14 protein-coding genes and 1 tRNA gene are annotated in these 14,048 nt (G+C 63.8%); 3 read left to right on the top strand and 12 right to left on the bottom strand.

Going from position 1 to position 14,048, the window contains the following annotated elements:
* Positions 1-53: 53 nt before the first annotated feature.
* From ACXJ1Z_RS14975 to ACXJ1Z_RS14965, 3 genes are all read right to left on the bottom strand, one after another.
* Positions 54-130 (bottom strand) — tRNA-Met (locus ACXJ1Z_RS14975).
* A gap of 86 nt (positions 131-216) precedes the next feature.
* Positions 217-759 carry a 2'-5' RNA ligase family protein gene (locus ACXJ1Z_RS14970; protein ID WP_463777705.1) on the bottom strand — a complete coding sequence of 181 codons (543 nt, stop codon included), beginning with the start codon at positions 757-759 and terminating at the stop codon, positions 217-219.
* Positions 756-1,292: a peroxiredoxin gene (locus ACXJ1Z_RS14965; protein WP_463777704.1), complete on the bottom strand. Its 537-nt coding sequence runs from the start codon at positions 1,290-1,292 to the stop codon at positions 756-758. The genes ACXJ1Z_RS14970 and ACXJ1Z_RS14965 overlap by 4 nt, the downstream gene beginning before the upstream one ends.
* Positions 1,293-1,562: 270 nt before the next feature.
* Between ACXJ1Z_RS14965 and ACXJ1Z_RS14960 the strand changes: the two genes are divergently transcribed.
* Entirely contained in the window at positions 1,563-1,919 is a 357-nt protein-coding gene (locus ACXJ1Z_RS14960) for a response regulator (RefSeq protein ID WP_463777702.1), read from the top strand.
* Between the two features lie 48 nt (positions 1,920-1,967).
* Here ACXJ1Z_RS14960 and ACXJ1Z_RS14955 read toward each other — a convergent pair whose 3' ends face one another.
* Positions 1,968-5,621 (bottom strand): PAS domain S-box protein, encoded by a 3,654-nt coding sequence (locus tag ACXJ1Z_RS14955; protein ID WP_463777701.1) that lies wholly within the window; start codon positions 5,619-5,621, stop codon positions 1,968-1,970.
* A gap of 184 nt (positions 5,622-5,805) precedes the next feature.
* Between ACXJ1Z_RS14955 and ACXJ1Z_RS14950 the strand changes: the two genes are divergently transcribed.
* Positions 5,806-6,417, top strand: a complete 612-nt coding sequence (locus ACXJ1Z_RS14950; protein WP_463777699.1) for a TetR/AcrR family transcriptional regulator — start codon at positions 5,806-5,808, stop codon at positions 6,415-6,417.
* A 42-nt stretch (positions 6,418-6,459) separates the two neighbouring features.
* Here the strand turns inward: ACXJ1Z_RS14950 and ACXJ1Z_RS14945 are convergent, their stop codons facing one another.
* From ACXJ1Z_RS14945 to ACXJ1Z_RS14915, 7 genes are all read right to left on the bottom strand, one after another.
* On the bottom strand, positions 6,460-7,638 hold the full coding sequence (locus tag ACXJ1Z_RS14945; RefSeq protein WP_463777698.1) for a deoxyguanosinetriphosphate triphosphohydrolase: 1,179 nt from the start codon (positions 7,636-7,638) through the stop codon (positions 6,460-6,462).
* On the bottom strand, positions 7,635-8,324 hold the full coding sequence (locus ACXJ1Z_RS14940) for an aspartate/glutamate racemase family protein (protein ID WP_463777696.1): 690 nt from the start codon (positions 8,322-8,324) through the stop codon (positions 7,635-7,637). The genes ACXJ1Z_RS14945 and ACXJ1Z_RS14940 overlap by 4 nt, the downstream gene beginning before the upstream one ends.
* A 94-nt stretch (positions 8,325-8,418) precedes the next feature.
* Positions 8,419-9,909: an NAD(P)(+) transhydrogenase (Re/Si-specific) subunit beta gene (locus ACXJ1Z_RS14935; protein ID WP_463781267.1), complete on the bottom strand. Its 1,491-nt coding sequence runs from the start codon at positions 9,907-9,909 to the stop codon at positions 8,419-8,421.
* Between the two features lie 44 nt (positions 9,910-9,953).
* Positions 9,954-10,238 (bottom strand): NAD(P) transhydrogenase subunit alpha part 2, encoded by a 285-nt coding sequence (locus ACXJ1Z_RS14930; RefSeq protein WP_463777693.1) that lies wholly within the window; start codon positions 10,236-10,238, stop codon positions 9,954-9,956.
* Complete coding sequence (locus tag ACXJ1Z_RS14925; protein WP_463777692.1) at positions 10,238-10,597, bottom strand: PH domain-containing protein; 360 nt, start codon at positions 10,595-10,597, stop codon at positions 10,238-10,240. The genes ACXJ1Z_RS14930 and ACXJ1Z_RS14925 overlap by 1 nt, the downstream gene beginning before the upstream one ends.
* 73 nt (positions 10,598-10,670) lie before the next feature.
* Positions 10,671-11,813 (bottom strand): NAD(P) transhydrogenase subunit alpha, encoded by a 1,143-nt coding sequence (locus tag ACXJ1Z_RS14920; protein ID WP_463777689.1) that lies wholly within the window; start codon positions 11,811-11,813, stop codon positions 10,671-10,673.
* An 11-nt stretch (positions 11,814-11,824) separates the two neighbouring features.
* Positions 11,825-11,950: an aa3-type cytochrome c oxidase subunit IV gene (locus ACXJ1Z_RS14915; protein ID WP_463777688.1), complete on the bottom strand. Its 126-nt coding sequence runs from the start codon at positions 11,948-11,950 to the stop codon at positions 11,825-11,827.
* A gap of 178 nt (positions 11,951-12,128) precedes the next feature.
* Here ACXJ1Z_RS14915 and ACXJ1Z_RS14910 point away from each other — a divergent pair, with 178 nt between their 5' ends.
* Positions 12,129-13,553: a sigma-54-dependent transcriptional regulator gene (locus ACXJ1Z_RS14910; RefSeq protein ID WP_463777686.1), complete on the top strand. Its 1,425-nt coding sequence runs from the start codon at positions 12,129-12,131 to the stop codon at positions 13,551-13,553.
* 131 nt (positions 13,554-13,684) lie between these two features.
* Here ACXJ1Z_RS14910 and ACXJ1Z_RS14905 read toward each other — a convergent pair whose 3' ends face one another.
* Positions 13,685-14,029: a hypothetical protein gene (locus tag ACXJ1Z_RS14905; RefSeq protein WP_463777685.1), complete on the bottom strand. Its 345-nt coding sequence runs from the start codon at positions 14,027-14,029 to the stop codon at positions 13,685-13,687.
* Between the last annotated feature and the right edge of the window lie 19 nt (positions 14,030-14,048).

Raw genomic sequence — 14,048 nt, 5'->3', positions numbered from 1 at the left:
CAGCACCCGCGCCCGCATGGAGGCTTCAATGAAGCCTTATGTTAGTTTGAAGATGGTAGCGGAGGAGGGACTTGAACCCCCGACACGCGGATTATGATTTCGCTGCTCTAACCAGCTGAGCTACTCCGCCATCTGTTCACTGGCCGCCTGGGCCCGGTGCAGGTCGCGTCCATTAAGGCGGGGTCTGCGACAGGTCAACCGCAGAAAGCGCATCGCTCACCCACGAAATGAAAATGTCCGCATGAAGCGCCACAAACCATCCTCGTAAGCGAACAGGCTGAACCCGTGAAAGCGGAATGAGCGCGGTTGCAACGTCGCTCCGAGCTCTTCCTGAAGTTGTCGCGCGGCTTGTGCGGTCACCTTGTTCTGAATCGTGATATGCAGCTTGAGCGGCTGCGCATCCTGGCGCGTCATCAACCCGTGCATGCGCTCGGCGATAACGCCGTGCAACGCGACCATTTCAGGAGAGTCGATGGCCAACGCGGTTCCACCGCCCAGCTTCATAAGCCCACTGATCCGCGCGGGGGGCGGGGCGGACGCGGCGAGCTCGCCCAGGATTTGCCTGAGTTCAGGCTCGACCGATGGCGGCAGCGCGTGGAAGAGCGTGACGTGGGCCTGCAGTCGGTTCCGCTCGGGTGGAAAATGCGCTTTGCGCAGCCCATCCGACCACGCCAACACGTCCGGTGGCAACTGCGCGGTAACCAGCAGCGGCGGACGGCGGGCCGCAGCGTCGCGCCCCGCCGCCTGGTCCTGGTTCATGCGCGGCCTTGCTGCAGCGCTTCCAGCACCTTCTCCGGCGCGGACTCGCCATAGGGATCATTGTCCTCGCCAGTATCGTTGATGCCGGGTTCTTCGAACCAGCTGACAACCTTGTTGTCATCGACGACCATCGCATAGCGCCATGAACGCTGGCCAAAACCGAGGTGGTCCTTGTTGATGAGCATGCCCATTCGGCGCGTGAAGTGACCGGCTCCGTCCGGCAGGAGCTTGACCTGCTTGAGGCCTAGGTTCTTACCCCATTGATGCATGACGAACGCGTCGTTCACCGCGATGCAGTAAACCTCGTCCACACCCGCCTTGCGAAAGTCCTCGTACAAGCGCTCGAATGCCGGGCACTGTTCGTTCGAGCATGTCGGCGTGAATGCGCCCGGCAGCGAGAACACGACGACCTTCTTTCCTTCGAATGCCTGACGCACCGATAGGTCCTGCCAGCGGTAAGGATTGGGGCCGTCGAGGCTGTCATCGCGAACGCGGGTCTTCAAGGTGACGTCCGGAACGTAGCGGTTCAACATGGCAGCTCCCTACATCGGCGCCGACCGCGGCGCCTCGTGATCCGTTTTGACAAGACCTCAGTACCGACAAAGTTCCGCTATCCAGGCCTCCAGGCGAGGCAAACCGCCTGCGTCCGCCTGGAGGTCAGACGGGAAACATCGTGGCGCGAAACTATGCCATCCGTCGTCTTGATGCTTTGCAAACCGAATGTAGCCGGTTAATCGGCTAAACATGCAAGCCAGACCATGCCACGACCGGATCGCCAACCCTCCTTGCGGCAAGCTGAGACCATGAGCGGGAAGCGCCGCCTGCTCGTGCTTGATGACGAAGTTCTCGTCGCGATGATGCTCGAGGATATGCTCGCCGATCTCGACTACGATGTCGTGGGGCCGTTCGGTACGCTCGAGCAAGCCATGCCCGCGGCTTTGAGTGAGCAGATCGATGGCGCGATCATCGACTTGAACCTCGGACGCGGCATTCTTTCGACACCGGTGGCACAAGCGCTGCGCGAACGCGGCATTCCGTTCCTGCTGGCGACCGGATATGGCGCGAGCGCCGAGACGGAAGGCCTTGGCTACACCGGACTTCTCAGCAAACCCTTCTCCACCGGGGACGTACAGGCCGCGCTGGAATCCATGTTCGCATAAGCGCCGCCATCGTCGGCATCGCCTTGGCAACCACGGTGAACGGCTGCCTCAGCCTTCGATGATCTCGCGTATCCTGGCCGCAAGAACGTCCATGGCAAACGGCTTGGTGATAAGCGCCATGCCCGGCTCCAGAAAGCCGGAAGCCTGCGCGGCATTCTCGGCATAGCCGGTCATGAACAACACTTTCAGGTCGGGACGGCCCAGCCTTGCGGCATCCGCGACCTGCCGACCGTTCAGTCCAGGAAGCCCGATGTCGGTCACCAACAGATCGATCCGCCCCGGCGCCTGCAGCACCGCCAGCCCTTCCGGACCGTCGCAGGCTTCTATCGCTCGGTAGCCCAAATCGTTCAGCACCTCTACGATCAGGCCACGCACCACCGGCTCGTCTTCCACGACGAGCACAACTTCGCCCGCATCGGTGCCCAGTGCCGCTTCCGGCCCCGCACCCTCCTCGTCGATGGCTTGCTCGCCGCGATAGCGCGGCAGGTAGAGATGAATGGCGGTGCCTTCGTCCGGTACTGAATCGATGACCGCATGCCCTTCCGACTGGCGAGCGAAACCATAGATCATCGACAGTCCCAGCCCGGTCCCCTGCCCCGTTGGCTTGGTGGTGAAGAACGGCTCGAAGGCGCGGGCGATCGTTTCCCGGCTCATCCCGGTACCGGTATCACGAACGCTGATGCAGACGTAATGGCCGGGCTGAACGTCATGCTGATACGCGATCAAGGCGTTGTCGAACCGCACGTTCGATGTCTCGATCGTCAAATCGCCGCCATCCGGCATCGCGTCGCGTGCGTTGATCGCCAGGTTGAGGATCGCGCTCTCCAACTGGTTGGGATCGCACCGGGTCAGCCACAGATCGTCCGCCAGCTTAAGATGCAACGCGATCTTCTCGTCCAGCGTGCGTTCGAGCAGATCTTCCATGGAGGAGATCAGCGGATTGGCGGGCACCGGGCGCGGGTCGAGTGGTTGCCGTCGAGAGAAGGCGAGCAGGCGATGGGTCAGCGCGGCGGCGCGCTCGGCCGATCCGCGCGCGCCCTCCAGCCACTTGCCCAGATCATCGGTGCGACCTTTGGCGAGGCGGCTTTGCATGATGTCGAGGCTGCCGGTGATCCCCTGCAGCAGGTTGTTGAAATCGTGGGCGATGCCCCCGGTAAGCTGACCGACCGCCTCCATCTTCTGGCTTTGGCGCAACGCCTCCTCGACCTCCCGCTGATCGGTAATGTCGCGACCGATGGCGTGGATGCGACCATCGGCGGGAACCGCGGTCCACGCGATCAGGCGATAACCGCCGTCGCTGGTTCGGTAGCGGTTTTCAAAAGCGAAGGTGGTCTCGCCCTGGCCGAGCGACGCCATTTCCCTGTCCGTCGCCGCCACATCGTCGGGATGGAGGAACTCGCCCAATTTATGACCCACCATCTGGGCAGCGGACCAGCCGAGCATGCGCTTGGCAGAGGGATTGACGCCGGTGATCAGGCCTTCGTAATCACACACCAGCATCAGATCCTGGCTGCTGGTCCACAATCGCTCGCGGTCACGCGCGCTCTCCGCCTCCGCCTGTTTTTGCGCCTCGATCTGCGTGTTCGTGCCGACCCAGGCACTGATCTGACCACGCGCATCGGTGAGCGGCTGCGCGCGTGCCAGATGCCAGCAATAATGGTCTTCGCCGTTGCGAAGCCGGAACTCGGTTTCGAAAGCCTCTCCCGAGCTTAGCGATGCGTTCCATCGCTCCATCGTCGTTGCGACATCGTCGGGATGTAGCTGGCGGGTCCAGTCCACTCCGGTCAGACTGCCGCGCGCCGCGCCGCAGTAGGCATAGAACTGGTCGTTGAACCAATCGATGCCGCCATCTGCGCGCGCCGTCCAAACCTGGTTCGGCATGTTCTGCGCCAGCGCGGTGAACTGCGCTTCACTCTTTTCCAGCGCGCGCTGGATCCGCAGGCGATCGGTGACGTCCTGAACGACGCCGACGAGGCGGATCGGTCGCCCTTCGTCATCGTATTCGTAGTCCGCCCTCCTGGCGATCGTGCGTTCGGCGCCGGTGTCGGCGCGGTGGATGCGATACTCGATATCCAAAAGGCCCAAGCCCGATGCCCTGACGTCGCGATTGGACGCGAGCATGCGATCGTCCATCACCACCAACTGCTCGACATCGGCGGCGTTGAGTTCGGATTGTGGCTCGATCCCGAAGATCCGGCAGAACTCGTCGGTCGCACTGATCACATCGGTCAGGGTGTCGAGCGAGAACAGGCCCACGCCACCCGCTTCCTGGGCCCGCTGCAAGCGCTCCTCGCTATGGCGAAGCGCTTCCTGCGCCTCGTACTCAAGCGTATGATCGCGCATCAGCTTGACGAAGCCGATCGCCTGGCCTTGTGCGTCGCGCAAGGGCGCCATCTCGCTCAGCCCCCAAAATCGCTCGCCGGATTTTCGCAGATGCCAGCGCGCATCGTGCGCGCGCCCGCTTTCCAGCGCCTCGCGCCGCTTCGCCTCGGGCCTGCCCAGCACGCGATCCTCGGGGGTGAAGAACAAGGCGATCGGTCGTCCGAGCATCTCCTCCTCCGTCCAGCCCAGCATCTCGGTAGCGCCGCGGTTCCACAAGGTGACATGGCCGCCCATGTCGGCCGCGACGATGCCATAGTCGACGGCACCATCGAGAATCTGGCGATTGTAGGCCTCGCGGTCACGCAGTACGCCTTCGGCGCCGACGCGCTGGATGTGCGCCCACGAACGGTCGGTCACCTCGCGCACGATGGTCAGGTCGTAATCCGACCAGGCTCGCGCTTCGCGGTGCTGGATCGCCATCAGCGCCGTGAGACGGCCTTCCTTGATGAGTGGAACACAGATCACCGCGCGAATGCCGATGCTGCCGTAATGATCGGCGGAAGCAGTTGCGAGCTCGGCGGGGATGTCCGAGATGACCAATGACCGGCCCGCACGCAGTTCCTTCACCGCCGAGTGGCCGAAATCGGCAAGGCTGTAGTGGCCGACGATCGAGGCCGATCCGGGTTCATGCCAGTCGCCGCGGATCGTGAAGCCGTCCTGATCGTCGTCCATATCGGCATAGGCGCAGCTGCTGACGCCAAGGTGCTGCGCGGTCATCCGCGTGGTGATCGCAAGCACTTCGCTCGCTTCGCGCTGCCCGTCGACAGCCTGGCCGAGATCATCGAGGAAGCGCAGCCGCGCCTCGTTCTGCTCCAACGCGCGGCGCGTGCGCACGCCTTCGCTGGTTTCCACCACGATCGCGATCACGCCGGCCGGTTTGCCATCGTCGCCCAGAACCGGGGAGTAGTCCAGGTTCATCCAGACCTGCTCGGGCTGGCCGTCGCGCCACAAAGTGAGCTCATGGTCGCGATAGCTCAGCGTGCCGCCGGCCAATCCCACCCGCATGACGTTGTCGTTGAAGTCCGCGATCTCGCCCCAGCCTTCACGGACATTGGACCCCAGCAGCGTCGAATTGCGACCGCCCGCGAACATCGAATAGGCATCGTTGTAGATCATGACGCCGTCCTCGCCCCACAACAGGACGATCGGCACCGGGCTACCGAGCATGAAACCGAGCGTCGCGGTAAGGCTGCGCGGCCAGGTATCGATCGAACCGATCGGCGTTGCGCCCCAATCGTGCCAGGCGATCCGCCGCGCGATCTCTCCATCACCTTTGAGAAAGTCGTAGCCGTCCTGCTGCGAGAGTGTGTCAGGCTCCATCGTTCACCGCTTCTTATTGACGAACTGCTATTTCGTTAGTCCTGGCACGAGTGCGCAACCGACGTCAGGACCTACGGGCTTAGCTTCAAACTTCGTGAACGGCCACCATCACGATACGAAAACCCGTGAAGATCAATGCTCGAAGCTGGACGTAACGCTTATGCCTCACTACATACCGTCCGGTATGAAATGTTCCGCATCCACTGCCGTCCGCGGTCGCCCGCGCGAGTTCGATCCGGAGCAGGCACTCGCCGCGGCTTTGCGCGTATTCTGGCAGAACGGCTACGAAGGCGCTTCGATGAGCGAACTCACCGAAGCGATGGGCATCACCAAGCCCAGCCTCTACGCGTGTTTCGGTAACAAGGAGGCGCTGTTCCGCAAGGCGCTCGACCTCTACGAGCGCGACAAGCTGGCCTATATCGGCAGGGCGCTTGAAGAACCGACGGGCAAGGCAGTGGCGGAATACCTGCTGCGTGGCGCCTTGAAGACCCATTGCGGCGGCAGCGATCCCCAGGGGTGCCTTGGCGTGATCGCGACCGTGGTCGGCTGCTCTGAAGCGGAGTCGATCCGCGAGCATGTCTGCGCCAGGCGCGCTTCGTCGGAAGTGGCGCTGGTGAATCGGCTGGCGCGAGCGAAAGCGGAAGGCGATTTTCCGGACGGCATCGATCCCAAAGCCTTGGGCAGCTGTGTCACCACTGTGTTGCAGGGCCTGTCGGTCAAGGCGCAAAGCGGGGCCAGCCGCCAGGATCTCGAAGCCAGCGTCGATGCCTTCCTGGCGATGTGGCCGGGTCGCTGATCCGGTCCGGATCAACCACCCGCCATCACGCTTGCTCGGCGATCAGACGTTACGCAGGCCTTCTGGCGTGACTCCGTAGATGTCGGCATGGCGGGCGATGGCGAAGCGATCGGTCATCCCGGCGATGTAATCGGCGATATGGCGGCTCCGGCCGGGTTCGTGACGCGGTAGTCCGTCGATCCATTCCTCGTCCATCAGGACCGGCTGCTGCGCGTAGGCGCTGAACAATTCCGCAACGACCGCCCTCGCCCGACGCGAGGTCTCGACCTGCTCGGGATGGTAATACAGTTTTTCGTACATGAAGCGCTTGAAGGCGCGTTCCTGCTGCGCCAGTTCATCGGAGAACGCCGCCGTCGCGCGGCCGGCAGCGCGCACGTCGTCCACGCTCGCCAACCCGGCCACGCGCCTGCCGGTCTCGGCCAACAAGTCGTTGACCATGAAGCCGATCTGGCTGCGGATCAGTTCGGAGACCTGGCGGTCGCGCGGAGCCTCGGGATAGCGGCGCTCCACCTCGCGCCAGTGATCCGCAACGAATGGGTGCGCCAGCACTTCGTCGAGGTCGAGGAACCCGGCCCGCAAGCCGTCGTCGATATCGTGATTGTCATAGGCGATGTCGTCCGACAACGCCGCCACTTGCGCCTCCAGTGAGGGCCAGGTCGCCAGATCCATCGACACGGCGGCATTGAGTTCGGTCAGCGCCCAGCCGGGGCTGGCGACCGGGCCGTTATGCTTCGCCAGCCCCTCCAGCGTCTCCCACGTCAGGTTCAACCCGTCATGCTCGCAATATGGGGATTCGATGCGCATGAGCGTGCGCAGCGTCTGGGCATTGTGTTCGAACCCACCGTGCTCGTGCAGCGCACGGTTCAGCGCATCCTCGCCTGCGTGGCCGAAAGGCGCGTGCCCGATATCATGCGCCAGAGCCAACGCCTCGGTGAGATCCTCGTCCAGACCCAGGCTGCGCGCGATCACCCTGGCGATCTGCGCGACTTCGAGGCTGTGGGTCAGCCGGACGCGGTAATGATCGCCATCGGGAGCGATGAACACCTGGGTCTTGTAGCGCAGGCGGCGAAACGCAATCGAATGGATGATCCGATCGCGATCACGTTGATAGGGTGTTCGCGGGCCCCGAGACAGCGCGTCTTCCTGGCCGAATTCGCGCCCGCGCGAGCGGGTCCAATCGGTCGCATAAGGAGCGAGGTCGGAGGAGATGGTACGGCTCATCCCAGGATCCACTCCACCGCATGTTCGGCATGGATGGCGGTGCAGTCGAAGATCGGCAGGACATTCGCGTCGACATCGACGATCATCTCCAACTCGGTGCAGCCAAGGACGATCGCTTCGGCGCCCTCCTGCTCTAGCATCGTGATCATCGACTTGAGTTCGCGTTCGGACTGGCGACTCGCCTTGCCCAGCAGCAGTTCGTCGTAGATTATGCGATCGAGCAGCTCGACCCGCAGCATGTTGGGGGGCAGCAATTCGATATCGCGCGTGATCAGCTTCTGGCGATAGAAGCTTTCCAGCATCACGTTACGGGTGCCCAGCAGCGCCGCTTTTTTGGCCCCCTTGTCGACCATGCGCTGCGCCACGCACTCGGCGATGTGCAGGATCGGCACCGAGACCGCCGCCGCGACCTGATCATAGACCTTGTGCATGGAATTGGCGCCGATGAGGATCGCGGTCGCGCCCGCGTCTTCCAACCGTCGCGCCGATTCCGCCAGTTGCGCCGCGGCGCGGCCCCAATCCTCGGCCGTGGAGAGGCGCATCAGGCTGGCGGAATCGAGGCTGTCGATCACCATCGGTGCGCTCGCCTGCTTACCCATGCGCGCCTGCACGCCGTTCTGGATGTGATCGTAGTACGTCTTCGTCGAATACCAGCTGAGGCCGCCGATCAGGCCGATCTTGCGCAAGAGGGTTCCTTCCAGTCGTGCAGCAGGGGGCTTTCGTGCAGCCGTAGCCCGGCGAGGCGAGCCGCGTCCACCCCGCGCGCGCAGTTGGAGTGTCTCAGTCGGCCAATGCTTTGTTGATGTCCTCGACCATCTTCTTGGCGTCGGCGAGCAGCATCATCGTCTGGTCCATGTAGAACACGTCGTTGTCGACGCCGGCATACCCCTGCCCGCCCATCGAGCGCTTGATGAAGAAGATCGTCTTGGCCTTCTCGACGTCGAACACCGGCATGCCATAGATGGGCGACGATTTGTCGGTCTTCGCCGCGGGGTTCACCACATCGTTGGCGCCGATGATGAAGGCGACGTCGGCCTGGGCGAATTCGCCGTTGATGTCTTCCAGTTCGAACACATCGTCATACGGCACGTTGGCCTCGGCCAGCAGCACGTTCATGTGTCCCGGCATACGCCCGGCAACGGGATGGATCGCGTATTTCACGCCCACGCCGTGCTTCTTCAACTGATCGCCCATTTCACGCAGGACGTGCTGCGCCTGCGCCACCGCCATGCCGTAGCCCGGGATGATGATGACGGTTTCGGCCTCCTTCATCAGGAACGCCGCGTCCTCGGCCGAGCCGCGCTTCCACGGGCGGTCGGTCTTGGCAGCGCCGCCGCCGGCGCCGGCACCCGCTTCCGCGCCGAACCCGCCGGCGATGACCGAAATGAAGCTGCGGTTCATCGCCTTGCACATGATGTAGCTCAGGATCGCACCCGATGATCCGACCAGCGCGCCGGTGATGATCATCGCGGTGTTGTGCAGCGTGAAGCCCATCGCCGCCGCCGCCCAGCCCGAGTAGCTGTTCAGCATCGAGACGACGACCGGCATGTCCGCGCCGCCGATCGGAATGATCAGCAGGAAGCCGATCGCGAAACTCAGGATCACGATCCCCCAGAAGAGCGCCGGCGTATCCCAATGAAACAAGGCGATCAGCACGAGGATCAGGCCGAGCAATCCCAGGTTGATGACATGGCGACCCGGTAGCAGGATCGGCGAACCACCCATGTTGCCGTTCAACTTGGCAAAGGCGATGACCGAGCCGGAGAACGTGATCGCACCGATCGCGACGCCCAGGCCCATCTCGACCCGGCTTTGCGCGAGGATGTCGGTCCCGGTGGCATTGAGGATGCCGAACGCTTCTGGATTGAAGTACGCGGCGATCCCGACCAGCACCGCGGCAAGGCCGACCAGCGAGTGGAACGCGGCGACAAGTTGCGGCATCGCCGTCATTCGGATGCGACGTGCGGTCACCAGGCCGATCACCGCGCCGATCACGATGGCCGCCAGGATCTCTGCGACGGTCATGGTGTCGAAGACCCGTTCCGCCACCGAGCAGTCGCCCAGGATGGGGCATGGCGGCGTTGAGACGGCATACGGCAGGTGCGTCACCAGCGTGGTAACGACCGCGATCAACATGCCCGCCATGCCGAAGCGGTTGCCGGTCCGCGACGTCGCCGGAGAAGACAGGCCGCGCAGGGCGAGAATGAAGAGCACTCCCGAAGCCAGGTACGCGAACGCCACCCAGGGGTTCACCGCATGCTCGATCGGCATGACCTGCGCCATCGACGGTGTCGTTTCCAGCGGCCCCACGAAGCTCACTTGCGATCCTTTTTCTTGTACATCGCCAGCATCCGAGCGGTGACGGCGAAGCCGCCGAAGATGTTGACGCTCGCCAGCACCACCGCGGCAAGGCCCAGCCACTTGGCGACCGGCGATCCGGCCGCGGCACTCGCCACCAGTGCGCCGACGATGATGACCGAGGAGATCGCATTGGTCACCGCCATCAGCGGCGTATGCAGCGCCGGGGTGACCGACCAGACGACGTAATAGCCCACGAAGCAGGCCATGACGAAGATCGACAGGATCGCGATGAAGTCCATTATCGGTCCAACTTTTGAGCAAGCAGCAGCTGCAAGGCGGTTACATCGATGTCACGACCGATCTTGAACTGGATCGGCGGATGCCCCGACAGGAAAATCTTGATCTCGGCATCGAGATCGAACGTACCCGCGCTCTCGATCGCAAACGCATTGATCGACCGATACGGGATCGAGAGATACTGCTTCTTGCTGCCGGTGATGCCTTGCACGTTGACGTGGATCACCCGCCAGGATGTGAAGGCTATCCAGTCGCGCGTGGTCTTGAAAGCAAGTTCGACGCTTTCGCCATCGATGACCGCGTGTCCGTGCTTCTCGATGAACTGGTTCGGCGAAGCCGTCGTCGCATTCAGAAGTCCCATGTCGACCTTCCACTCATCGGAGGGGCAACCACCATCGTACGACGCGACGCGCGCGCATCTCTGGCCGGGACGTTCAATCCAGCAGCCTGGGATTGACGATCCTGCCGCCCTGGGTCAGCCGGATCGCATCGCCGATCTCGGCATCGAGAACAGGCCCCCCGGCATCCTTGTCCCAAAAGGCGGTCACGAAGTTCAGGAGGTTGCGGGCATACAGCGCCGAGGCATCGGCAGGCAGATGCGCCGGCGTGTTCGAAAAGCCGATGATCTTCACGCCATGCCGCTCGATCACCTGATCGGCGACGGTCCCCTCGACGTTGCAGCCTTGTGGAGCGGCCAGATCGAAGATCACGCTGCCGCGCTTCATCGTCGCGACTTGCGCGTCCGTTACCAGACGCGGCGCCGGCCGACCGGGAATCAGCGCGGTGGTGATGACGATGTCCTGCTTGGCGATGTGCGCGGACACGAGTTCGGCCTGGGCCTGCTGGTATTCCGGCGACATCTCGGTCGCATAGCCACCGCTGCCCTCGCCTTCGATCCCGGCTACAGCCTCGACGAATATCGGTTTCGCGCCGAGCGACTGGATCTGTTCACGCGTCGCGGCACGCACATCCGTTGCGGACACCTGCGCACCCAGACGACGCGCGGTCGCGATCGCCTGCAACCCTGCGACACCCACGCCCATGACGAAGACCTTGGTGGCGCTGATGGTGCCCGCTGCCGTCATCATCATCGGGAAGGCCCGGCCATACAGGTCGGCGGCCGCGATCACCGCCTTGTAACCGGCCAGGTTGGACTGGCTGGAAAGCACGTCCATCGATTGCGCCCGCGTGATGCGCGGCATGAACTCCATCGCCAGCGCCTCGAGTCCCGCCGCCGCGTAGGCATCGAGCCGCGCGCGCTGGCCAAAGGGATCGAACGTCGCGACCACCCAGGCGCCCGAAGCGACACCTTCCAGCAGAGCCGCATCCGGGCCCTGCACGCCAAGCACGACATCCGCACCGCTCAGCACCTGCACCAGCGGCCCGACCTCGGCTCCGGCGGCGCCATAGTCGTCGTCAGCGATGGCCGCAGCCTCGCCGGCACCACTTTCCACGCGGACCCGTGCGCCAAGCGCGATCAGCTTGCGCACCGTCTCGGGGGTAGCGGCAACGCGCGTCTCTGCGGCCGCGCGCTCTCGCAGGATGGCGAAATCGCGCCGGGCGGGCGCTGAGCCCATGTCGGCGGAGATCAGCTGGCGATCAACATGACGACGAATGCCGCCACCAGTACGACGGCGATGGTGCCGTACTTCACCATCGTCAGGAAGCCGCCGTAGGTCGAGGTGGCGTTCTTCAAGTCGTTAGTCGGTGCCATGCAGGATCCCCGTTGCAAGAATTGTCCATCCGGCTCTAGCCGCCCGCATCTGCCGGCTCAAGCCCCTCCTGAAGCGGGCGATGTGAAAGCATCTGGCGCTTAAGTCCGTCTTTACCCGTGCCGGCTATGAAGACCTCGGGGCAGACAACCGAGACCGAGGGCATAGACGCAAACGACCATGGCGGATTTCGAACCTCGTCTCCTGATGTTGATCGACGATGAGCCCGCGCAGTGCCGGCTGATCTCGGCGCTCGCCTCGCGAGAGGGCTGGCGCACGATCATCGCGCGCGATGCCGAGACCGCCATTGCCACGCTTGGCACCCGCCAGGGTATGCAGCTCAGCGCCATAATTCTCGACCAGTGGGTTCCGGGCGACGATGCCTGCGCGCTGATCGCCGAGCTCAAGGCGCGCCGCCCGGCTTTGCCGATCCTGATGCTGACCGCCAGCACCTCGCCCTTGCTCGCGGTCGAGGCGATGCGGGCCGGCGCCACCGATTATTTGGTAAAACCGGTCGCGCCCGATCAGCTGATGCAGGCGTTGCGGGCGGCGACCACGCTGGAAGCGCCGCGCGACGAACTGGCGCCAATGACTGAGAAGATGGCGTCGCCGCCGGATTTCGAATCGATGATCGGGGCGACACCGACCTTCCGCAAGGCGCTCGCCGTCGCCGCAAAGGCCGCCCGTGGTCATGGCCCGGTGCTGATCGAGGGGGAGAGCGGCTCGGGCAAGGAGATGCTGATCCGCGCGATGCACGCCGCCAGCCCCCGCTCACGTCTGCCGTTGCGGATCGTCAACGTCGGCGGCACTCCGGCCAACGCCATAGAGTCGGTGCTGTTCGGGCATGAGAAAGGCGCCTTCCCCGGCGCGTTCGACCGACAGATCGGCGCGTTGCAGCACTGTGATGGCGCCACGCTCGCGCTCGACGATATCGATCGGCTGCCTCTGAACGTGCAGGAGCGGCTGCTGGAATCGGTGAAGCGCGGCGACGTGCGCCCCATCGGCGTCCGCCACAGCTTCCGGGTCGACGTCCGCCTGATCGCGGCCAGCAATGTGCCGCTAAAGGAACTGGTCGAGGAAGGCCTGTTCCTTCCCGAACTGCACGAAGCCCTGTCGCAGGTGACCGTCGTGCTGTCGTCCCTGCGCGAGCGGGTGGGTGACATACCCGCGCTTTCGCGGCACTTTCTGGCGCGCATCGGTGAGCAGCCGGGCTTGCGCGCCCTGGGCATCACCGACGGCGCACTGGCGCTTCTGGCCGCGTACGACTGGCCGGGCAACGTGCGGCAGCTTCAGGCCGTGCTGTTTCGGGCCGCGGTGTTCTGCGATGGCGACGCGTTGACCGCCGAAGATTTCCCGCAGCTTCTCAACATCCTCGGCCCCACGCAATCCAACGCGGCGACCTCGTCGATGCAATCGAGTTCAGGGGTGATGCTCTATACGGCGGACGGCAACTTGCGCCCGCTCGAAGAGATCGAGGCAGACGTCATCCGCCTTGCGATAGGTCTGTATCGCGGTCGCATGACCGAAGTCGCACGCCGGCTCGGCATCGGTCGGTCCACGCTCTACCGCAAGCTGAGCGAACTGGGCATCGACAACGCCGCGTGACGAAGCTCTGCATGAAATGGCGCGACACCTGCGAGGGTCGGGCGATCGCTACCAGCGCGCAACGATCGCGACCGCGTTCACCAGTCGGCCTATGATGGTGCGTCCGAGGGCCGCGTCATACCGCCGGATCATCAGCTGCCGACATAGACACGCGGGATGCGATAGCCCTTCTTAGCCATGGCGTTCACATAGCTGACGCGTTCATGACGCAGTTCATGGCCGTATTCCTCCCAGGCGTCGCGTCTATCTTCGATGTCGCTCGAACGGCGAAGGTCGCTGGCGAGTTCTTTTTGCGTCTCGCTGACGTTCGTGCGGTAATCGAACCAGCGGCTGTTGCGGACACCGGCGATCGGAGCACGGATGACGCGCGCTTCCTCGCGCTGTGCCAGTTGCTGCTCGTATAGCGTGGGCACGGCCATCGCAGCGGTTGGTGCAGCGATGAGCGCGGCCACCGCGATCATGGTTGCTGGCTTCATGTCGATCTCCTCATCTACC

The organism is Novosphingobium sp. TK46 (assembly GCF_055361525.1).
Note: the sequence above shows the minus strand (reverse complement) of the source record. Positions and strands in the feature narration are given on the sequence as shown.